Genomic DNA, 21571 nt, shown 5'->3' with positions numbered 1-21571 from the left:
GGCCGTTGCGCCGCGCGACACTATCGCCTCGATTGAAACTCTCGTTCGGCAACGCAGCAACGGGGCCTTTATAATGCGCGACTGATACCCATCTATGACGGCATCCCGGCCAACCCCGGATCGTACGGCGAGCCTTACCCCGCCCGCCGCGGCCGTCTCTTACGGATTCGCACATGTCCACGCCCAAACACGCCAAAGTCCTGATTCTCGGTTCCGGCCCCGCCGGCTACACGGCTGCCGTCTACGCGGCACGCGCCAACCTGTCCCCGGTGCTGATCACCGGCATCGCGCAGGGCGGCCAGCTGATGACCACGACCGATGTCGAAAACTGGCCGGCAGATGCGAAAGGCGTGCAGGGTCCGGAGCTGATGGCGCGCTTCCTCGAGCACGCCGAGCGCTTCAACACCGAAATCGTCTTCGATCACATCCACACCGCGAAGCTGCACGAGCAGCCGATCCGCCTGATCGGCGACTCGGGCGAATACACGTGCGACTCGCTGATCATCGCGACCGGCGCGTCCGCGCAGTACCTCGGCCTGCCGTCCGAAGAAGCGTTCATGGGCAAGGGCGTGTCGGCCTGCGCAACCTGCGACGGCTTCTTCTACCGCGGCCAGGAAGTCGCGGTGATCGGCGGCGGCAACACGGCCGTCGAGGAAGCGCTCTACCTGACGGGCATCGCGAAGAAGGTCACGGTGATCCACCGCCGCGACAAGTTCCGCGCGGAGCCGATCCTGATCGACCGCCTGCTGGAGAAGGAAAAGGAAGGCGCCGTCGTGATCAAGTGGGATCACGTGCTCGACGAGGTGACGGGCGCGGATTCGGGCGTCACGGGCCTGCGCATCAAGAACGTGAAGACCGGCGCGACGGAAGACCTGAACGTGCAGGGCGTGTTCGTCGCGATCGGCCACAAGCCGAACACCGACCTGTTCCAGGGCCAGCTCGAGATGAAGGACGGCTACATCCTGACGAAGAGCGGCCTGCACGGCAACGCCACCTCGACGAGCGTGCCGGGCGTGTTCGCCGCGGGCGACGTGCAGGACAACGTGTACCGCCAGGCGATCACGAGCGCGGGCACGGGCTGCATGGCCGCGCTCGACGCGCAGCGCTACCTCGAAAGCCTGCACGACAAGAAGTAAGCCGCAAGCCCTGCCGCGCCGGGCGCTACAATGGCGTCCGCTGCCGCGAAGCGGGCCCGACCGGAAAGCCGCTGCCGCCGCGCAGCGGCTTTTTTTTGCCCGCGCGCCCGAACGCGCCTGCCCTGCTATCGAATCATGGCGAAGAACCAGCCCCATCCGAGCGATCCCGCGAAGCGGCAGATCGCCGCCCGTCCCGCGAACCCCGCGCCGGCCGCCGCGCCGCCCGCGCCCGATCCGGCCGCATTGCGCGGCCAGGGCCTCGCCGGCCTCGGCGCGCTGCGCAAGTCGCTGCAAGGCGAAGCCGATCGCCGCGAACGCGAGCGCATCGAAACCGCGAAGGCCGAGCGCAAGGCGGAAGCCGACGCGAACCTGTTCCGTAACGAAATCGGCGCGATCCGGCCGCTGAACGCGCCGCCGCGCGCGGCGTCCGGCCGCATGCCGCCCGACCCGGTGCCGAAGCAGACGCAGCGCGACGAGGAAGCCGTGCTGAACGCGACGCTGTCCGACGAATTCGATCCCGAAACGCTGCTCGACAGCGACGACTCGCTGTATTACCACCGCCCCGGCATCAGCCGCGACGTGGTGCGCAAGCTGAGGAGCGGCGCGTGGATCGTGCAGGCGCAGCTCGACCTGCACGGGATGCGCCGCGACGAGGCGCGCGACGCGCTTGCCGAATTCATCCGCGAAGCCGGCAGGAAGGGGCTGCGCTGCCTGCGCGTGATCCACGGCAAGGGGCTCGGCTCGATCGGCAAGGAACCCGTGCTGAAAGGCAAGGTGCGCGCGTGGCTCGTACAGAAGGAAGAAGTGATCGCGTTCTGCGAGGCGCGCGGCATCGACGGCGGCGCGGGCGCCGTGCTCGTGCTGCTGCAGCCGCTCGCGGCGCCGGCCGACCGGGGGCCGCGTGCCGCATCCTAGGCTGACGCTCGCGATCGCCGTACTGGAGGCGATCGCCACGCTGGCGTTTGCGATTTCGGGTTTCATCGAGGCGCGCAAGAACCGCCTCGACTCGGTCGGCACGTTCGTCGTCGCGCTCGCCACCGCGTTCGGCGGCGGCACGCTGCGCGACATCCTGCTCGAGCGCCGGCCGTTCTACTGGGTCGTGCACGACGACTACGTGATCGCGATCTTCGTACTCGCGCTGTTCGCGCCGTTCGTGCTGCGGATGCTGTCGCGGCTGTCGGCCGAGCGGCTGCTGCTGGTCGCCGACGCGATCGGGCTCGGCATCTTCAGCATCTCGGGCACGGCGATCGCGCTCGACGCCGAAATGCCGCGCTTCATCGCGGTGATGATGGGCGTGATCACCGGCGTGGTCGGCGGGATCATCCGCGACGTGCTGTGCAACGACATCCCGCTGATCCTGCGCGATTCGCGGCCTTACGCGACCTGCGCATTCGTCGGCTGCTGGTTCTACCTGCTGCTCGTGTGGCTGCAGTTCGATTCGGTGTACAGCGTGCTGCTCGCGACCGGCTTCATCCTCGCCGCGCGGCTGGCGACGTTCAAATTCGACGTGCGGCTGCCGCACTGACTGCCGCCGCAACGCCAACTTCAGCGCCAAAACAAAAGGGGCCGCTCATTCGAGGCGGCCCCTTCTCCTTCATTCAGCGCGAACGCCGCATCACGCGATCCGCTCTTCCGACACCGGATCGAACAGCACGGCCTTCGACACGTCGAACAGCAGCGACTGCGTCTGCCCCGGCTGTGGGTTCGCGGCCGGATGCACGCGGCTCACGATGCGCTTGCCGTTCACCTGCGCGAACACGTGCGTGTCCGGCCCGGTCGGCTCGGTCACGTCGACGCGCACGTCGATCGGCTGCAGGCTCGACGCCTCGCCGTTGTGCGCGTTGCGCGCGTCGGTGATGCGCTCCGGACGCAGGCCGAGGATCACCTCGCGGCCGACGTGGCCGTTCATCCGCTTCGCGTCGAACGGCAGCTTCAGCGCGCTGCGCGCGAGGCCCGTGTCGATCTCGAGCGCGATCCCGCTGCCCTGCTCGACCAGCTTGCCGTTGATGAAGTTCATCGGCGGCGCGCCGATGAAGCCCGCGACGAACAGGTTCGACGGCGAATCGTAGATCTCCTGCGGCGCGCCGAACTGCTGGACCACGCCGTCCTTCATCACCGCGATCCGGTCGCCGAGCGTCATCGCCTCGATCTGGTCGTGCGTCACGTAGACGATCGTCGTGCCGAGGCGCTGGTGCAGCAGCTTGATTTCCGCGCGCATCTCGATGCGCAGCTTCGCGTCGAGGTTCGACAACGGCTCGTCGAACAGGAACAGCGACGGATCGCGCGCGAGCGCGCGGCCCATCGCGACGCGCTGGCGCTGGCCGCCCGACAGCTGGCCCGGCTTGCGGTCGAGCAGGTGCTGGATCTGCAGCATCTGCGACACGCGGTCGACGATCTGCTGCTGCTCGTTCTTCGGCACCTTGCGGATGTTCAGGCCGAACGAGATGTTCTCGCGCACCGTCATCGACGGATACAGCGCGTACGACTGGAACACCATCGCGATGTCGCGATCCTTCGGCGACAGGTCGTTGACGACCTTGCCGTCGATGCAGATCTCGCCGCTCGTCACGGTCTCGAGCCCGGCGATCATGTTGAGCAGCGTCGATTTCCCGCAGCCCGAACCGCCGACCAGGATCAGGAACTGTCCGTCCTCGATCTCGATGTCGACACCCTTCAGGACCGGCACCCCGTTCGGGTAGGTCTTGTACACGTCACGGATGGAAAGGCTTGCCATGCTGTGAATCCTCTGTCTCGTCTCGCGCGGCGCTACGGCGCCGCGTCGGGTTCGTTTCGATGCGCCGCGCGACGTGCGCGGCCGGTTCGTCGTATCGGATAAGGCCGCGCCTACCCCTTCACCGCGCCCGCCGTCAGCCCGCGCACGAAGTAGCGGCCGGCGACGATGTAGACGAGCAGCGTCGGCAGCGCGGCGATGATCGCGCCGGCCATGTCGACGTTGTACTCCTTCACGCCCGTCGACGTGTTGACGAGGTTGTTCAGCGCCACCGTGATCGGCATCGAATCGACGCCGGAGAACACGATCCCGAACAGGAAGTCGTTCCAGATCTGCGTGAACTGCCAGATCAGGCACACCATGAAGATCGGCAGCGACACGGGCAGCAGGATCTTCGTGAAGATCGTGAAGAAGCCCGCGCCGTCGATGCGCGCGGCCTTCACGAGCTCGGACGGCACGCTCACGTAGAAGTTGCGGAAGAACATCGTCGTGAACGCGATCCCGTACACGACGTGCACGAACACGAGGCCGGGAATCGTATTGGCGAGGCCGAGCATCCCCTGCAGGCGCGCCATCGGCAGCAGGATCACCTGGAACGGGATGAAGCAGCCGACCAGCATCATCGTGAACAGCGCGTCCGCGCCGCGAAAGCGCCAGTGCGTGAGCACGTAGCCGTTGAACGCGCCGATCAGCGACGAGATCAGCACGGCCGGGATCACCATCTGCAGCGAATTCAGGAAGAACGGCTTCATCCCGTCGCAGCGCACGCCGGTACATGCGCCGCTCCACGCCTTCACCCACGGGTCGATGGTCCAGCTGGTGGGTGGCGTCAGCAGGTTGCCGGTGCGCAACTGGTCGAGGTCCTTGAACGACGTCGACAGCATCACGTAGATCGGGAACAGGAAATACAGCGCGAACAGGATCAGCGCCGCGTAGATCACTGCCCGGCTGATCGTCATCTTAGGCTGCATTGCGGGTGCTCCTCGATTCCATATACATCAGCGGCACCAGCACCGCGACCACGGTCGCGAGCATCATCACCGACGACGCCGCGCCGAGCCCGAGCTGGCCGCGGTTGAACGAAAACGTATACATGAACATCGCCGGCAGCGACGACGACGTGCCCGGGCCGCCCGCCGTCAGCGCAACGACGAGGTCGAAGGTCTTGATCGTGATGTGGCAGAGGATCAGCAGCACCGAGAAGAACACCGGGCGCATGCTCGGGATCACGATCTTGCGGTAGATGGTCGGCAGCGTCGCGCCGTCGACCTGCGCGGCCTTGAAGATCTCCGCGTCGACACCGCGCAGGCCTGCCAGGAACAGCGCCATCACGAAGCCGGTCGACTGCCACACGGCCGCGACCACCACGCAGAAGATCGCCTTGTCCGGATCGTCGAGCCAGCCGAACGAGAAACTCGTCCAGCCCCAGTCGTGCATCACCTTCTCGAGGCCGAGGCCCGGGTTCAGGATCCACTGCCAAGCGGTGCCGGTGACGATGAACGACAGCGCCATCGGGTACAGGAAGATCGCGCGCAGCGCGCCTTCGTTGCGAATCCGCTGGTCGAGCAGGATCGCGAGGAACAGCCCGAGCGCGACGCAGATCGCGATGAACGGAATCCCGAACCAGCCGAGGTTCGCGGCGGAGGTCCACCACACGTCGTTCTGGAACAGGTCCGAGTAACGGCCGAAACCGTCGAATTCGTAGTTCGGCAACAGTCGCGAGTTGGTCAGCGACAGATAGCCGGTAATCAGAATGAAGCCGTAGATGAACACCACGGCGATCGCGACGCTCGGCGCGAGCACGAGCTTCGGAATCCAGCGATCGGCGAGGGCCGACATCGGCGACGTACGCCGTGCATCGGCACCGCCGGATCCGTTTCCGCTAAGAGGGGCAGCCACTTGATTCGACTCCTGGAACGAGGGCGGCGCAGGCCGGGCCGGCGCCGGGTACGGCACGGGCCCGCGGGCGAGCCCGTTTGCTGCACTTGCAAAAACGCCCGGCCGATGAAGCGTGTCCGGCCGGGCGCCTGTCGCGCGTTACTTGACCTTCGCGGCCTTCGCGAGCGCGGCGACCGCGCTCTTCGAATCCTGCTGCGAGTTCATGAACTTCGTCACGACGTCCGTGATCGCGCCGGCGGTCGCATCGCCCTGCGCCATCCCGTGCGCGAGCGACGGCACGAAGCCGCCCGACTTGATCGCGGTCTGCTCGTCGGCATACGACTTCTTCGCGCAGTCGTCGAACTTGTCCATCTTCACGCCGAGGCGCACCGGCACCGAGCCCTTCAGCAGGCTGAACTGCTCCTGGAAGTCCGGCGTCATGATCGTCTTCGCGAGCGCGAGCTGGCCGGCCGTCGCGGCCTTGTCGCCCTTCTGCTGGAAGAACACGAACGAATCGACGTTGAACGTGTACGAATTCGCGGTGCCCGGCACCGCCGCGCAGATGTAGTCCTTGCCCGCCTTCTTGCCCGCGTTCTCGAACTCGCCCTTCGCCCAGTCGCCCATGAACTGCATGCCGGCCTTGCCGTTGATGACCATCGCGGTCGCGAGGTTCCAGTCGCGGCCGTTACGGCCGGTATCGAAGTAGCCCTGGATCTTGCGCACCGTGTCGAACACGGACAGCATCTGCGGCGACGTCAGCGTCGCCTGGTCGAGATCGACCAGCGCCTTCTTGTAGAACGCCGGGCCCTGCGACAGCACGACGTCTTCCCACAGGGTCAGGTCCTGCCACGGCTGGCCGCCCATCGCGACCGGCTGGATGCCCGCGGCCTTCAGCTTGTCGGCCACCGCGAAGAATTCAGGCCAGGTGGTCGGCACCTTCGCGCCGATCTTGTCGAGCGCGGCCTTGTTGATGTACAGCCAGTTCACGCGGTGCACCGAGAACGGCGCGGCGACGGTGTGGCCCTTGTACTTGATGATCTTGTCGATTTCCGGCGGCAGGTTCTGCTTCCAGTCGCCGGCGGCGGAATCGATGTTGACGAGCACGCCCTGGTCGGCCCAGTCCTGGATCAGCGGGCCCTTGATCTGCGCGGCCGACGGTGCGTCGCCGCTGATCACCTTGGTCTTCAGCGCGGTCATCGCCGCGGCGCCGGCGCCGCCCGCGACCGCGAAGTCCTTCCACACGTAGCCCTGCTTCTGCAGGTCGTCCTTCAGCACGCCGACGGCCTTCGACTCGCCGCCCGAGGTCCACCAGTGCAGCACCGTTACGTTCTCGGCTGCCTGCGCCGCCACGGCGCCAGCCATCAGACCTGCCGCGCAGAGCGCACCCATGATCGAGCGAACTTTCATTACTTATCTCCTCCAGACTGAATCAACTCGTGAGGTTCCCTGACCGGGAACCGGCTTCTTGATAACGACGGGGAAATCGAGCCGCGGGACGCATGCAGCGTACGGGGCCGATGACCGGCCGGGCTCTTACAGAAAGCGTGAATCGAGATTCAACGGCGTGTCTCCTCTTTGTGTTTCTGGCCCGCCGCGATGATGCGACGCGAGCCCGGGGCCAACGGTGCGCGGACGATGCGCGCCGTCAATGTCCGATAACATTCGGCACAAGGCGTTCCCGAAGGCGAAGCTCGCGCAGTTCATCGACCGCACTTCTTTTTTTCTTCACCCAGGTGCTACCCCTTGCGGCGGATTGTAGTTAAACTACAATTCAGTGTCAAAAATATTTTTATCGCACTACGGATTGCTTCCCAGCACCCCAAAACCCGGCGGAGACACATGCATACCGATTCCAGCTTTACCTTCGTACTTTTCGGCGGCACCGGCGATCTGTCGATGCGCAAGATCCTGCCTGCGCTGTTCGAAGCGCATCGTGCGAACATGCTGGCGGAGAGCGGCCGGATCGTCGCCGTGGCGCGGCACGAATCGGATCAGGCGGGTTATCTCGAGTGGGTCGACACGCATGTGAAGCCGCATGCGGTCAAGGCGGCCGGCAAGGCCTTCGACGAAGCCGCGTGGAAGTCCTTTCTCCAGCGCATCGAGTACGTGAAGCTCGATCTCGGCCGCGCGGAAGACTACGCCGTGCTGCGCGACTCGATCGCGTCGCTGCCCGGCATCCGCGTGTTCTATCTGGCGACGGGCCCGTCGCTGTTCGTGCCGATCTGCAACGCGCTCGCGTCGGTCGGCCTGAGCGAAGGCTCGCGCATCGTGCTCGAGAAGCCGCTCGGCTACGACCTGCGCTCGTCGAATGCGATCAACGACGCGGTCGGCGAGATCTTCGCGGAAGGCCAGATCTACCGGATCGACCACTACCTCGGCAAGGAGCCGGTGCAGAACCTGCTCGCGCTGCGCTTCGGCAATGCGCTGTTCGAGCCGCTGTGGCGCCGCGAATGGGTCGAGAGCATCCAGATCACGATCGCCGAGGAGCTCGGCGTCGAAGCGCGCGGCGATTTCTACGACAACACCGGCGCGCTGCGCGACATGGTGCAGAACCACCTGCTGCAGCTGCTGTCGATCGTCGCGATGGAGCCGCCGCACTCGATGGATTCCGACTCGGTGCGCGACGAGAAGCTGCGCGTGCTGCGCGCGCTGAAGCCGGTCGATCCGCGCGAGATCGGCAAGGTTGCCGTGCGCGGCCAGTATCATGCGGGCGTGATCAAGGGCGCGCAGGTGCCGGCCTACGCGACCGAGCCGGGCGTGAAGCCCGACAGCCAGACCGAAACCTTCGTCGCGCTGAAGGTCGAGATCGAGAACTGGCGCTGGGCCGGCGTGCCGTTCTTCCTGCGCACCGGCAAGCGTCTCGCCGACCGCGTCGCGGAGATCGTCGTCAACTTCCGCCCGGTGCCGCATTCGGCGCTCGGACCGACCGCGCTGCGTCCCGGCTCGAACCGCCTCGTGATCCGGCTGCAGCCGAACGAGACGATCCGCCTGTACTGCCTCGCGAAGCAGCCCGGCGAAGGGATGAACCTCGCGAGCGTGCACCTCGACCTCGCGTTCGACCGGTTCTTCAAGGAAGGACAGATGGAGGCGTACCAGCGCCTGCTGCTCGACGTGATCAACGGCCGGCTCGCGCTGTTCGTGCGGCGCGACGAACAGGAAGCCGCATGGCGCTGGGTCGAGCCGATCCTGAACGAATGGGCGCGCTCGCTGAAGCCGCCGAAGCCGTACGCGGCGGGCACGTGGGGGCCGGCTGCGGCGAGCGCGATGCTCGCGCAGCACGGCACCTGCTGGCTCGAAGAAGAAAACTGATGCAAGCCGTTGCCGCGCGCGTGACTGCGTGCGGCAACGTGCCCCACGATTCGTACGATTTGAACATACAAAGCAGTCCGGAGGAGATGTGATCGAGATCCACGCTTTCGACACCCAGGAAGCGCAAAGCGAAGCGCTTGCGCGCGCCGTCGGCGATGCGCTGCGCGCCGCGCTCGCCGGCACCGTGCGCCCGACGCTCGCGGTGTCCGGCGGCACGAGCCCGCGCCCGTTCCTGCAAACGCTGTCGCATGCCACGCTCGACTGGGCCGGCGTCGACGTGACGCTGGTCGACGACCGCTGGGTGCCGGAGGACGACGCGGCCAGCAACGCGCACCTCGTGCGCGACACGCTGCTGCAGCACGCGGCGGCCCCTGCCCGCTTCCTGCCGCTCGTCGACACGCGCGCCACGCTCGACGCGCACGTCGCCGCGCTGAACGCGAACGCCGACTACCGCGTGCCGAACGTCGCGGTGCTCGGCATGGGCGAGGATGGCCACACCGCGTCGATCTTCGCCGACGCGCCCGAATGGGATCACGCGATCGCGACGCCCGAGCGTTTCGTCGCCGTGCATCCGGGCGCCGCGCCGCATGCGCGCGTGAGCTTTTCGCTCGATGCGCTCAAGCGCGTCGACCGGCTGTTCCTGCTGATCGCGGGCCCCGCCAAGCGCGCCGTGCTCGACGCCGCGGCCGCGTCGCTGCAGAAGAACGCGATTTCCCAACTGGCCAACGACAAGGGGACCCAGCTCGATGTCTACTGGTGCGCAAACTAAGGCGGTCGTCGCGGGTCAGCATGCCGACGGCCCGCGCCTGCTCGCGGACGTCGGCGGCACCAACGCGCGCTTCGCGCTGGAAACCGGTCCGGGCGAGATCACGCAGATCCGCGTATATCCCGGCACCGACTATCCGACGATCACCGACGCGATCCGCAAGTACCTGAAGGACGTGAAGATCAGCCGCGTGAACCACGCGGCGATCGCGATCGCCAATCCGGTCGACGGCGACCAGGTCACGATGACCAACCACGACTGGAGCTTCTCGATCGAGGCGACGCGCCGTGCGCTCGGTTTCGACACGCTGCTCGTCGTCAACGATTTCACCGCGCTCGCGATGGCGCTGCCGGGCCTGACCGACGCGCAGCGCGTGCAGGTCGGCGGCGGCACGCGCCGCCAGAACAGCGTGATCGGGCTGCTCGGGCCCGGCACCGGGCTCGGCGTGTCGGGGCTGATTCCGGCCGACGACCGCTGGATCGCACTCGGCAGCGAGGGTGGCCACGCGTCGTTCGCGCCGCAGGACGAGCGCGAGGACCTGGTGCTGCAGTACGCGCGCAAGAAGTTTCCGCACGTGTCGTTCGAGCGCGTGTGCGCGGGCCCCGGCATGGAGATCATCTATCGCGCGCTCGCCGCGCGCGACAAGAAGCGCGTCGCCGCAAGCGTCGACACGGTCGAGATCGTCGAGCGCGCACATGCCGGCGAAGCGCTCGCGCTCGAGACGGTCGAATGCTTCTGCGGGATTCTCGGCGCGTTCGCCGGCAGCGTCGCGCTGACGCTCGGCGCGCTCGGCGGCGTGTACATCGGCGGCGGCGTCGCGCTGAAGCTCGGCGAACTGTTCACGCGCTCGTCGTTCCGCGCGCGCTTCGAGGCGAAGGGCCGCTTCACGCACTATCTCGAGAACATCCCGACCTACCTGATCACCGCCGAATACCCGGCGTTCCTCGGCGTGTCGGCGATCCTCGCGGAGCAGCTGTCGAACCGCTCGGGCGGCGCGTCGTCGGCCGTGTTCGAGCGGATCCGCCAGATGCGCGATGCGCTGACGCCGGCCGAGCGCCGCGTCGCCGATCTCGCGCTGAACCATCCGCGCTCGATCATCAACGATCCGATCGTCGACATCGCGCGCAAGGCCGACGTGAGCCAGCCGACCGTGATCCGCTTCTGCCGCTCGCTCGGCTGCCAGGGGCTGTCGGACTTCAAGCTGAAGCTCGCCACCGGCCTCACCGGCACGATCCCGATGAGCCACAGCCAGGTGCATCTCGGCGACACGGCCACCGACTTCGGCGCGAAGGTGCTCGACAACACGGTGTCGGCGATCCTGCAGTTGCGCGAGCACCTGAACTTCGAGCATGTCGAGAACGCGATCGAGATCCTGAACGGCGCGCGGCGCATCGAGTTCTACGGGCTCGGCAACTCGAACATCGTCGCGCAGGACGCGCACTACAAGTTCTTCCGCTTCGGGATTCCGACGATCGCGTACGGCGACCTGTACATGCAGGCCGCATCGGCCGCGCTGCTCGGCAAGGGCGACGTGATCGTCGCGGTGTCGAAGTCGGGACGCGCGCCCGAGCTGCTGCGCGTGCTCGACGTAGCAATGCAGGCCGGCGCGAAGGTGATCGCGATCACGTCGAGCAACACGCCGCTCGCGAAGCGCGCGACCGTCGCGCTCGAGACCGACCACATCGAGATGCGCGAGTCGCAGCTGTCGATGATCTCGCGGATCCTGCATCTGCTGATGATCGACATCCTCGCGGTGGGCGTCGCGATCCGCCGCGCGTCGCCGAACGGCGAACTGCCCGAGGCCGTCGCGCAGGCGAAGGCGCGTGCGAGCGACGACGAAACGGCCGACGTGCTCGACTGGCTGAGCCACGGCGCGTCGCCGGCGGCGAAGGACGTCGCGCGGGACTGATGCACGGCGCGGCGTCGGCCGCCTCCCGCACTTCAAAAAAAACGCCACCGGCGCATCGCGCGCGGTGGCGTTTTTCGTTGTGCCGCCCGGCTGCGCCGGTTCAGGCGCCCGCTTTCACCGGCCGCCCGTGCCAGCGCAGCACGAGGATGCGTCCGGCGAAACACAGCACGCCCGTGACGCCGATCGTCACGCCCATCGCGAACGGCGTGCCGTCCGCGAGTGCGCCGATCGCGACGCTCGCGAGCGCGCCGAGCGCGAGCTGCATCGCGCCGAACACGGCGGCCGACGCGCCCGCGTTGTGCGGATAGCGATGCATGAGGTCGGTCGTGCAGTTCGCGGACAGGATCCCGACCACGCCGACGACGAAGAACAGGCACACGACGATCGACCACAGCCCGCCCCACCCGGTCAGCGCGACGAGCGCGACCGCGAGCGACGCGATGCAGCTCACGAGCGACGCGGCCGCGATGATGCGCAGCGAGCCGACGCGGCCGACGAGCCGCGTGTTCGCGAAGTTGCCGATCATGATCCCGACGACGTTCAGGCCGAACAGCAGCCCGTAGTGCTGCGGCGACACGTGGAAATACTCGATGTATACGAACGGCGTCGCGGTGATGTACGAGAACATCGACGCGAATGCCATGCCGCCGCACAGCATGTGCCCCCATGCGACGGGGTCGGACAGGATGCGCCCGTACGACGCGAACGACGCGAGCACGGCCGTGCTCTTGCGCCGCTCCTTCGGCCAGGTTTCGGGCACGCGCAGGTACGCGGTCGCCGCGCACACCGCGCCGAACACGGCCAGCACGACGAACACGCCGCGCCAGCCCGAGAAGCGCAGGATCTGGCCGCCGATCAGCGGCGCGAGCAGCGGCCCGACCGCGGTGACGATCGCGACCATCGACAGCACCTTCGCCGCGTCGCTCGGCTCGTGCGCGTCGCGCGCGATCGCGCGGGCCAGCACCGACGCGGCGCCGGCGCCGAGCGCCTGCAGGAAGCGCACGACGATCAGCATGTCGATCGAGCCCGACACGAAGCAGCCGACGCTCGCGAGCGTGAACAGCGCGATGCCGCCGAGCAGCACGGGGCGGCGGCCCCACGTGTCGGACAGCGGGCCGTACAGCAGCATGCCGACCGAGAAGCCGGCCATGAAGCTCGTCAGCGTGCGCTGCGCGGCGCCGGGGCTGACGGAGAAGCCGTCGGCGATCGACGGCAGGCTCGGCAGGTACATGTCGGTGGCGATCGGCCCGCAGGCGGCGAGCGCGCCGAGCAACAGGATCAGCCGGGCATCGGGCCGGCGCCGGACGACGTGAGACATGGGTATCCGGAATGGAGCCCGCGCGCATCGGGGCGCGCGTGGCGGTGAAGACGGGAGGCCGCGCCGCGGACGGCGCGCTCAGGCCCATGATTGTACGCGCAACTTTTTTGCGTGCTGCGGGCCGCATACGGCGGCAGGCCGGAAAGCACCTGCGTGGCGCCCGTCGCGCTGGATCGCTGGATCGCGCGCGGATTCGATTAAGCTTGCTGCTGCCCGCTTCTCTTGTCTGACCAATTCGACGCACGACCGAACGATGACCGCTTTCCTGCTGATCTGGAGCCCCAAGAAATGGCCATGGCCCGAGCTGCCCGACGTCGCCGCGCGCGTGAAGGCCGGCGAGGCCGTGCATGACGTGTGGGGCTGCGGCTTCGCACGCGGCATCCTGCCGGGCGACCGCGTGTTCCTGCACCGCGTCGCGAAGGAGCCCAAGGGCGTGTTCGGCTCCGGCTACGTGACGCGCGCGCCGTACGAAGTGCCCGATCCGTCGACGAAGCGCGGTTACCGGCTGTGCATCGACTTCGTGTACGACTGGCTGGTCGACGCGCACCGGGACGTCGTGATCGCGCGCGACGCGCTGCGCGTCCACCCGTACTCGGTGCAGACCTGGGATGCGCAGAGCTCCGGCACGTCGATCAAGCCGATGGTCGAAGGCCCGCTCGAGAAGCGTTGGGCGGAGCTGACCGGCAAGCGCAAGCCCCCGCGATAACCGGGCCGATCGCCGGGACAAATCGGGCCCTCCTTTCCCGCCCACGTGCCGAAAGGCCGCAGACCGTCGCGCGGGCCCGCCGCGCGCGTCTCCGGTACAATCAGACGATCGTTCCGCCCAGGCGCCGCGGCCCGTGCACAGGCCCCCGCGCCCTTCTCTCGCAGGTTTCGCCCATGTCCAATAATCAGATCCTCTTCGAACGCGCCCAGAAGACCATTCCCGGCGGCGTCAACTCGCCGGTGCGCGCATTCCGTTCGGTCGGCGGCACGCCGCGTTTCGTCGCGCGCGCGCAAGGTCCGTATTTCTGGGATGCCGACGGCAAGCAGTACATCGACTACATCGGCTCGTGGGGCCCGATGATCGTCGGCCACGTCCATCCGGACGTGCTGTCGGCCGTGCAGAACGTGCTCGCCGACGGCTTCTCGTTCGGCGCGCCGACCGAGGCCGAGATCGAGATCGCCGAGGAAATCTGCAAGCTCGTGCCGTCGATCGAGCAGGTACGGATGGTGTCGAGCGGCACCGAGGCCACGATGAGCGCACTGCGTCTCGCGCGCGGCTTCACGGGCCGCAGCCGCATCGTCAAGTTCGAGGGCTGCTACCACGGCCACGCGGACAGCCTGCTCGTGAAGGCCGGCTCCGGCCTGCTGACGTTCGGCAACCCGACGTCGGCCGGGGTGCCCGCCGACATTGCGAAGCACACGACCGTCCTCGAATACAACAACGTCGCCGCGCTCGAGGAAGCGTTCGGCGCGTTCGGCGACGAGATCGCCGCGGTGATCGTCGAGCCGGTGGCCGGCAACATGAACCTCGTGCGCGGCACGCCCGAATTCCTGAACGCGCTGCGCGCGCTGTGCACGAAGCACGGCGCCGTGCTGATCTTCGACGAGGTGATGTGCGGTTTCCGCGTCGCGCTCGGCGGCGCGCAGGCGTACTACGGGATCACGGCCGACCTCACCTGCCTCGGCAAGGTGATCGGCGGCGGGATGCCGGCCGCCGCGTTCGGCGGCCGCCGCGACATCATGGCCCACCTTGCGCCGCTCGGCGGCGTCTACCAGGCCGGCACGCTGTCGGGCAACCCGATCGCGGTCGCCGCGGGCCTGAAGACGCTGCAACTGATCCAGGCGCCCGGCTTCTACGATGCGCTCACCGCGCAGACGAAGCGTCTCGCCGACGGCCTCGCGGCCGAAGCGCGCGCGGCCGGCGTGCCGTTCGCGGCCGACTCGATCGGCGCGATGTTCGGCCTCTACTTCGCCGAGCGCGTGCCGACCAGCTTCGCGGAAGTCACGAAGAGCGACACCGAACGCTTCAACCGCTTCTTCCACCTGATGCTCGACGAGGGCGTGTACTTCGCGCCGTCCGCATACGAAGCCGGCTTCGTGTCGAGCACGCACGACGACGCGGTGATCGACGCGACGCTCGCGGCCGCACGCCGCGCGTTCGCGGCACTCGCCGCCTGACCGGGGGCCGCGCGCATGTTCTCGGATACCGATTTCGCCCACATGGAGCGCGCGCTCGCGCTCGCCGCGCGCGGCATGTATACGACGGCGCCGAATCCGCGCGTCGGCTGCGTGATCGTCAAGGACGGCGACGTGATCGGCGAAGGCTTCACGCAGCCGGCCGGCCAGGACCACGCGGAAGTGCAGGCGCTGAAGGACGCGCGCTCGCGCGGCCACGACGTCGCGGGCTCGACCGTCTACGTGACGCTCGAGCCGTGCAGCCATTTCGGCCGCACGCCGCCGTGCGCGAACGCGCTGAGCGAAGCGCGCGTCGCGAAGGTCGTCGCCGCGATGGAAGACCCGAATCCGCAGGTGTCGGGGCGCGGCCTCGGCATGCTGCGCGACGCGGGCATCGACGTGCGCTGCGGGCTGCTCGCGCACGAAGCCGGCGAACTGAACATCGGCTTCGTGTCGCGGATGACGCGCGGCCGTCCGTGGGTGCGGATGAAGACCGCCGCGTCGCTCGACGGCCGCACCGCGCTGCCGTCCGGCGAAAGCCAATGGATCACCGGCGAGGCCGCGCGCCTCGACGGGCACGCGTGGCGTGCGCGCGCCTGCGCGATCCTCACCGGCATCGGCACCGTGCGCGAGGACAACCCGCTGCTGACCGTGCGCGGCATCGATACGCCGCGCCAGCCGCAGCGCATCCTGGTCGACAGCCGCCTCGACCTGCCGCTCGACGCGCGACTGCTCGAGGGCGCGCCGCTGCTGATCTTCTGCGGCCGGCTCGACGCGAGCGGCGAAATGCGCGCGAACGTGCTGAAGGCGCGCGGCGCGGAAATCGTGTCGCTCGCGAATGCGCACGGCAAGGTCGACCTGCCCGCGATGCTGGCGGCGCTCGGCGCGCGCGGCGTCAACGAATTGCACGTCGAGGCCGGCCACAAGCTGAACGGCTCGCTGCTGCGCGAGCAATGCGTCGACGAATTGCTCGTCTACCTCGCGCCGAGCCTGCTGGGTGCCGACGCGGCCGGCATGTTCGATCTCGCCGCACCGGCGAGCCTCGACGCACGCCCGCGGCTGTCGTTCCACGGCATCGAGCGGATCGGCGACGATCTGCGAATCCTGGCGCGTGTCGCGCCACCCGACGCCACGCACTGAACGGGACCGTCACGATGTTTACCGGAATTGTCGCGGCCGTCGGCCGCATCGAATCGATCGATCCGCTCGGCACGTCGGCCGATGCAGGTGTGCGCCTGACCGTGCTGGCCGGCGGGCTCGATCTCGCCGATGTCGCGCTGGGCGACAGCATCGCGATCCAGGGCGCGTGCATGACGGTGATCGAAAAGACCGACGCCGCGTTCGACGTCGACGTGTCGCGCGAAAGCCTGAACCGCACGGTCGGCCTCGCCCAGCCCGGCGAAGTGAACCTCGAGAAGGCACTGCGCGCGCACGACCTCCTCGGCGGGCACATCGTGTCGGGCCACGTCGACGGCCTCGGCACCGTGTCGCGCTTCGCGCCGGTCGGCGAGTCGCACGAGCTGCGGATCGTCGCGCCGCGCGAGCTGGGCCGCTATCTCGCGTACAAGGGGTCGATCACGGTCAACGGCGTGAGCCTGACCGTCAACACGGTCGACGATCGCGCGGACGGCTGCGAATTCTCGATCAACCTGATTCCGCACACGGTCGAGGTCACGACGCTGCGTCACCTGAAGGCCGGCGACAAGGTCAATCTCGAAGTCGACATGATTGCGCGGTATGTGGAGCGAATGCTGTCGACGTCGCAAGGCGTGCATCAGGACTGATCGTCCTTTTTCGTGCCTTCTTGAGAATCGCGGCCGGCGGTTCGGCCCCCGGCCGCCCGGGTCCGCATCGCCGCCGTTTTCTGCCCACACCGGCCGCCGTGCGCGAACCGCTACGTGTACCGGCGAGCCGCTCCATGAACGCGTTGCCGCCTCGTCGGGCGATCCGCCTTTCAGCGCTTCACTGTCTCGTCGATGACGGGGCGACGCCCCGGCCCCATTTCAAACCGCAGCCTGTCCGGTCGGCCGGTCGATTCCGATATCTGCGGTCCATCGATACGATTCCCCGTCGCATCCGCTCGTCGACTCGCGGGCCCGATCCTCGGCCGAACGGCCAACGACGCGCACGGGTCACGCCGTCGCGCTAAGATGCGTCGACAGCGGTTTCAACGCCGCAACGCACGACGCGCCGCGCACCGGCCGCCCCTCTTCCCACAGGAGTCGTTCCCATGTCCATCTCGATGTACCAGGCTTCGCTGCCCGTCCTGATCCGCGGCCTGACCAACCTGCAGCACATCCTCGGCAAGGCGCAGGCGCACGCGGCCGAGAAGCAGATCGACCCGTCGGTGTTCGTCGGCGCGCGCCTCTACCCGGACATGCTGCCGCTCGTCCGCCAGGTCTACATCGCGACCGACACGGCCAAGGGCTGCGCCGCGCGGCTCGCCGGCGCCGAGATCCCGAGCTACCCGGACGTCGAACAGACTTTCGACGAACTGGACGCGCGCATCCAGAAGACGATCGACTACCTGAAAAGCTTCGACGCCGCGCAGATCGACGGCAGCGAGGCGCGCCAGATCGTGCTGAAGATGCGCGTCGGCCCGATCGAATTCACCGGCCAGTCGTACCTGCTGAACTTCGTGCTGCCCAACTTCTTCTTCCACGTGACGACCGCGTACGACATCCTGCGCCACAGCGGCGTCGAGCTCGGCAAGCTCGACTACCTCGGCGGGCGCGACTTGCACGCATGACGCGCGGCGGCCCGGCCGGGCCTGCCGCGCAGGCCGGCCGCACCGCCTTCCGGAGCGCTTGCCGGCCGAGCGCAACCCGCGCCAGCCGAAACGCCGTCCGGCTGGCGTAAAATACGCACTTTCCTCTTTCTCGCCCCCTTATGACGCTCGCCTCCACGCTCGACATCATCGCCGAGCTGAAAGCCGGCCGGATGGTGATCCTGGTCGACGAAGAAGACCGCGAAAACGAGGGCGACCTCGTGATCGCCGCCGAATTCGTCACGCCGGAAGCGATCAACTTCATGGCCAGGTACGGCCGCGGCCTGGTTTGTCTGACGTTGACGCAGGAACGCTGCAAGCAGCTGCACCTGCCGCTGATGACCTACCGCAACGGCACGCAATACGGCACCGCGTTCACGGTCAGCATCGAAGCGGCCGAAGGCGTGACGACCGGCATCTCGGCCGCCGACCGTGCGCACACGATCGCCACGGCGGTCGCGCACGACGTGCGTCCCGAGCACATCGTGCAGCCGGGCCACGTGTTCCCGATCATGGCGCAGCCGGGCGGCGTACTCGTGCGCGCGGGTCACACCGAGGCCGGCTGCGACTTCACCGCGCTTGCGGGCCTCACGCCGGCCGCGGTGATCTGCGAGATCATCAAGGACGACGGCACGATGGCGCGCCTGCCCGACCTGATCGAATTCGCGAAGGAACACGGCCTGAAGATCGGCACGATCGCCGACCTGATCCACTATCGCAGCCGCACCGAATCGATCATCGAGCGGATCGCCGAGCGCACGATGCAGACCGCGCACGGCACGTTCCGCGCGGTGCTGTACCGCGACCAGCCGAGCGGTTCGCCGCACATCGCGCTGGTGCGCGGCGCGCCGTCGCCCGACGTCGATACACCGGTGCGCGTGCACGAGCCGCTGTCGGTGCTCGACCTGCTCGAAACCGGCGTGTCGACCCACTCGTGGACGCTCGACGCCGCGATGCGCGAGATCGCGGAGCGCGACCTCGGCGTGATCGTGCTGCTCAACTGCGGCGACACGAAGGAACACCTGATCGATGTCTTCAAGGCGTTCGACGAGGAAGAAAAGGCCGCTGCGCTGAAGCGCCGGCCGGTCGATTTCAAGACGTTCGGCATCGGCGCGCAGATCCTGCGCGATGTCGGCGTCGGCAAGATGCAGGTGCTGTCGAATCCGCGCAAGCTGGGCAGCATGTCCGGCTACGGCCTCGAAGTCACGGGCTTCATTCCGATGCCCGGCGGCGAAGCCAAGTCCTGCCCGGCGTCCAACGCGTAACCCGCCACGGCGCTTTCGCCCTATAACCGTTCATCCACACCACGGACAAGATCATGGAAATCGGACAATACCAACCGAATCTCGAAGGCGACGGCCTGCGTATCGGCATCGTGCAATCGCGCTTCAACGAACCCGTGTGCAACGGTCTCGCCGACGCGTGCGTCGAAGAACTGGAGCGCCTCGGCGTCACCGGTGAAGACGTGCTGCTCGTGTCGGTGCCCGGCGCGCTGGAAATCCCGCTCGCGCTGCAGAAGCTGGCAGAAAGCGGCCAGTTCGACGCGCTGATCGCGCTCGGCGCGGTGATCCGCGGCGAGACCTACCACTTCGAACTCGTGTCGAACGAGAGCGGCGCGGGCATCACCCGCATCGGCCTCGACTTCAACCTGCCGATCGCGAACGCGGTCCTGACGACCGAAAACGACGAGCAGGCCGTCGCGCGCATGACCGAAAAGGGTCGTGACGCCGCACGCGTCGCCGTCGAGATGGCCAACCTGACGATGGCGCTCGACCAACTCGGCGACGACGAGGATGAAGAAGAGGACGAAGACGACGAAGAGGAGCGCGCATGAAGAAGAGCGCCCGCCGACAATCGCGCGAGCTGGCGACGCAGGGCCTGTATCAGTGGCTGCTGTCGAACGCGCCCTCCGGCGAGATCGACGCGCAACTGCGCGGCGCGCTCGGTTACGACAAGGCTGACAAGGAGCTGCTCGAAGCCATCCTGCACGGCGTGATCCGCGAGCACGCGACACTCGTCGAAGCGCTGACGCCGTCGCTGGACCGTCCGATCGAGCAGTTGTCGCCGGTCGAACGCGCCGTGTTGCTGATCGCGACGTTCGAGCTCACGCACCACGTCGAAACGCCGTATCGCGTGATCATCAACGAAGCGGTCGAACTCGCGAAGACGTTCGGCGGCTCCGACGGCTACAAGTACGTGAACGGCGTGCTCGACAAGCTCGCCGCGAAGCTGCGCCCCGCCGAAACGCAGGCGCGCCGCAACGGCTGATACCGTTTGTTTGTCCACGGGCGCGCAAGCGCCCGTTTTTCATTCTCTCCCCCGCCCCGCCCGACCGATGAATACCACCGCCGATTCGCTCGTCACGCTCGCCGCACGCGTCGACGCGATCCAGCCCTTCTACGTGATGGAACTGATGAAGGAGGCACAGCGGCTCGAGTCCTCCGGGCGCGATGTTATCCACATGGGCATCGGCGAACCGGATTTCACCGCGCCGGAACCTGTCGTCGAAGCGGCCGCGGCCGCGCTGCGCCGCGGCGTCACGCAGTACACGAGCGCGCTCGGCATTGCGCCGCTGCGCGAGGCGATCGCCGCGCACTACGCGCGCGCGTATGGCCTCACGATCAGCCCCGAACGGATCGTCGTAACGGCCGGCGCGTCGGCCGCGCTGCTGCTCGCGTGCCTCGCGCTCGTCGGCCGCGACGACGAGGTGCTGATGCCCGACCCGTCGTATCCGTGCAATCGACACTTCGTCGCGGCGGCCGAAGGCCGCGCCGTGCTCGTGCCGAGCGGCCCGGACGCGCGCTTCCAGCTCACCGAGGACGACGTCCGCACACGCTGGGGCGACCGCACGCGCGGCGTGCTGCTCGCGTCGCCGTCGAACCCGACCGGCACGTCGCTCGAACCGGACGAACTGAGGCGGATCGTCGAAGCCGTGCGCGCACGCGGCGGTTTCACGATCGTCGACGAGATCTACCAAGGGCTCAGCTACGACGCTGCGCCCGTGTCGGCGCTGTCGTTCGGCGACGATGTCATCACGGTGAACAGCTTCTCGAAGTATTTCAGCATGACCGGCTGGCGGCTCGGCTGGCTCGTCGTGCCGCCCGCGCTGGTCGGTACGTTCGAAAAGCTTGCGCAGAACCTGTTCATCTGCCCGTCCGCACTTGCGCAGCACGCGGCACTCGCGTGCTTCGAGCCGGCCACGCTCGACATCTACGAAGCACGCCGGCTCGAATTCAAGCGCCGCCGCGATTTCATCGCACCGGCGCTCGAACGGCTCGGCTTCACGGTTCCGGTGATGCCCGACGGTGCGTTCTACGTGTATGCGCATTGCGGCGGCGTTGCCCACCCGGCGGCCGGCGACAGCGCCGCGCTGACGCAGGCGATGCTGCACGACGCGGGCGTCGTGCTGGTGCCCGGCATGGACTTCGGTGTCCATGCGCCACGCGACTATATCCGTCTGTCCTATGCAACGGCCTACTCGCGGCTCGAAGAAGCGGTCGATCGGCTCGCGACGCTGTTCGGGCAGCACTGACGTCGCGGCCGGCACACCGGCCGTTCCACACGCCACAAAAGGAAAAGGCACCCGCATCGGGTGCC

20 protein-coding genes are annotated in these 21571 nt (G+C 67.8%); 15 read left to right on the top strand and 5 right to left on the bottom strand.

All coding sequences use genetic code 11. The features are described 5' to 3' along the window. Positions 1-173 precede the first annotated feature (173 nt). From trxB to FPJ27_RS23580, 3 genes are all read left to right on the top strand, one after another. Positions 174-1136: a thioredoxin-disulfide reductase gene (gene trxB / locus FPJ27_RS23590; protein ID WP_072436113.1), complete on the top strand. Its 963-nt coding sequence runs from the start codon at positions 174-176 to the stop codon at positions 1134-1136. Positions 1137-1271: 135 nt separating this feature from the next. Further along, complete coding sequence (locus FPJ27_RS23585; protein WP_204425959.1) at positions 1272-2051, top strand: Smr/MutS family protein; 780 nt, start codon at positions 1272-1274, stop codon at positions 2049-2051. Beyond that, positions 2038-2661, top strand: a complete 624-nt coding sequence (locus FPJ27_RS23580) for a trimeric intracellular cation channel family protein (protein ID WP_204425958.1) — start codon at positions 2038-2040, stop codon at positions 2659-2661. The genes FPJ27_RS23585 and FPJ27_RS23580 overlap by 14 nt, the downstream gene beginning before the upstream one ends. 90 nt (positions 2662-2751) lie before the next feature. Here FPJ27_RS23580 and ugpC read toward each other — a convergent pair whose 3' ends face one another. The 4 genes from ugpC to FPJ27_RS23560 form a co-directional block, all read right to left on the bottom strand. Next, positions 2752-3870: a sn-glycerol-3-phosphate ABC transporter ATP-binding protein UgpC gene (ugpC, locus tag FPJ27_RS23575; RefSeq protein ID WP_204425957.1), complete on the bottom strand. Its 1119-nt coding sequence runs from the start codon at positions 3868-3870 to the stop codon at positions 2752-2754. 110 nt (positions 3871-3980) lie between these two features. Beyond that, positions 3981-4838, bottom strand: coding sequence for a carbohydrate ABC transporter permease (locus FPJ27_RS23570; protein ID WP_048243129.1), 858 nt, complete (start codon positions 4836-4838; stop codon positions 3981-3983). Further along, positions 4828-5766, bottom strand: a complete 939-nt coding sequence (locus FPJ27_RS23565; protein ID WP_034182958.1) for a sugar ABC transporter permease — start codon at positions 5764-5766, stop codon at positions 4828-4830. Before FPJ27_RS23565 ends, FPJ27_RS23570 begins: the two co-directional genes overlap by 11 nt. 138 nt (positions 5767-5904) lie before the next feature. Continuing rightward, a complete protein-coding gene (locus FPJ27_RS23560) occupies positions 5905-7152 on the bottom strand; it encodes an ABC transporter substrate-binding protein (RefSeq protein ID WP_204425956.1) in 1248 nt (415 codons plus the stop codon). A gap of 432 nt (positions 7153-7584) precedes the next feature. Here FPJ27_RS23560 and zwf point away from each other — a divergent pair, with 432 nt between their 5' ends. From zwf to FPJ27_RS23545, 3 genes are all read left to right on the top strand, one after another. Further along, on the top strand, positions 7585-9054 hold the full coding sequence (gene zwf, locus FPJ27_RS23555) for a glucose-6-phosphate dehydrogenase (RefSeq protein ID WP_204425955.1): 1470 nt from the start codon (positions 7585-7587) through the stop codon (positions 9052-9054). A gap of 88 nt (positions 9055-9142) precedes the next feature. Beyond that, positions 9143-9823 carry a 6-phosphogluconolactonase gene (gene pgl, locus FPJ27_RS23550; RefSeq protein ID WP_072436120.1) on the top strand — a complete coding sequence of 227 codons (681 nt, stop codon included), beginning with the start codon at positions 9143-9145 and terminating at the stop codon, positions 9821-9823. Beyond that, positions 9801-11729 carry a bifunctional transcriptional regulator/glucokinase gene (locus tag FPJ27_RS23545; protein ID WP_072436121.1) on the top strand — a complete coding sequence of 643 codons (1929 nt, stop codon included), beginning with the start codon at positions 9801-9803 and terminating at the stop codon, positions 11727-11729. Before pgl ends, FPJ27_RS23545 begins: the two co-directional genes overlap by 23 nt. A 100-nt stretch (positions 11730-11829) precedes the next feature. Here FPJ27_RS23545 and FPJ27_RS23540 read toward each other — a convergent pair whose 3' ends face one another. After that, positions 11830-13047: a Bcr/CflA family multidrug efflux MFS transporter gene (locus tag FPJ27_RS23540; RefSeq protein WP_072436122.1), complete on the bottom strand. Its 1218-nt coding sequence runs from the start codon at positions 13045-13047 to the stop codon at positions 11830-11832. 253 nt (positions 13048-13300) lie between these two features. Between FPJ27_RS23540 and FPJ27_RS23535 the strand changes: the two genes are divergently transcribed. The 9 genes from FPJ27_RS23535 (at position 13301) to FPJ27_RS23495 (ending at position 21506) form a co-directional block, all read left to right on the top strand. Continuing rightward, positions 13301-13753 carry a hypothetical protein gene (locus tag FPJ27_RS23535; protein WP_072436123.1) on the top strand — a complete coding sequence of 151 codons (453 nt, stop codon included), beginning with the start codon at positions 13301-13303 and terminating at the stop codon, positions 13751-13753. A gap of 173 nt (positions 13754-13926) precedes the next feature. Beyond that, positions 13927-15210 (top strand): glutamate-1-semialdehyde 2,1-aminomutase, encoded by a 1284-nt coding sequence (gene hemL / locus FPJ27_RS23530; protein ID WP_072436124.1) that lies wholly within the window; start codon positions 13927-13929, stop codon positions 15208-15210. Positions 15211-15225: 15 nt separating this feature from the next. After that, entirely contained in the window at positions 15226-16347 is a 1122-nt protein-coding gene (gene ribD, locus FPJ27_RS23525; protein ID WP_204425954.1) for a bifunctional diaminohydroxyphosphoribosylaminopyrimidine deaminase/5-amino-6-(5-phosphoribosylamino)uracil reductase RibD, read from the top strand. A gap of 14 nt (positions 16348-16361) precedes the next feature. After that, positions 16362-16991 carry a riboflavin synthase gene (locus FPJ27_RS23520; RefSeq protein ID WP_204425953.1) on the top strand — a complete coding sequence of 210 codons (630 nt, stop codon included), beginning with the start codon at positions 16362-16364 and terminating at the stop codon, positions 16989-16991. A 446-nt stretch (positions 16992-17437) separates the two neighbouring features. After that, positions 17438-17956, top strand: coding sequence for a DUF1993 domain-containing protein (locus tag FPJ27_RS23515; RefSeq protein ID WP_072436127.1), 519 nt, complete (start codon positions 17438-17440; stop codon positions 17954-17956). A 140-nt stretch (positions 17957-18096) separates the two neighbouring features. Continuing rightward, positions 18097-19239 (top strand): bifunctional 3,4-dihydroxy-2-butanone-4-phosphate synthase/GTP cyclohydrolase II, encoded by a 1143-nt coding sequence (gene ribBA / locus FPJ27_RS23510; protein ID WP_034182948.1) that lies wholly within the window; start codon positions 18097-18099, stop codon positions 19237-19239. A 53-nt stretch (positions 19240-19292) separates the two neighbouring features. Then, positions 19293-19808, top strand: a complete 516-nt coding sequence (ribH, locus tag FPJ27_RS23505) for a 6,7-dimethyl-8-ribityllumazine synthase (protein WP_006476661.1) — start codon at positions 19293-19295, stop codon at positions 19806-19808. After that, positions 19805-20242 carry a transcription antitermination factor NusB gene (gene nusB / locus FPJ27_RS23500; RefSeq protein WP_072436128.1) on the top strand — a complete coding sequence of 146 codons (438 nt, stop codon included), beginning with the start codon at positions 19805-19807 and terminating at the stop codon, positions 20240-20242. Before ribH ends, nusB begins: the two co-directional genes overlap by 4 nt. A gap of 67 nt (positions 20243-20309) precedes the next feature. Beyond that, the gene (locus tag FPJ27_RS23495; RefSeq protein WP_204425952.1) at positions 20310-21506 is read left to right on the top strand and encodes a pyridoxal phosphate-dependent aminotransferase; all 1197 of its coding nucleotides are present in this window, start codon (positions 20310-20312) and stop codon (positions 21504-21506) included. The last annotated feature ends 65 nt before the right edge of the window (positions 21507-21571 follow it).

The sequence above is a fragment of the Burkholderia sp. MS455 genome (assembly GCF_016899445.1).
Taxonomy (GTDB): Bacteria; Pseudomonadota; Gammaproteobacteria; order Burkholderiales; family Burkholderiaceae; genus Burkholderia; species Burkholderia pyrrocinia_C.
This window is presented reverse-complemented; position numbering and strand designations above follow the sequence as displayed.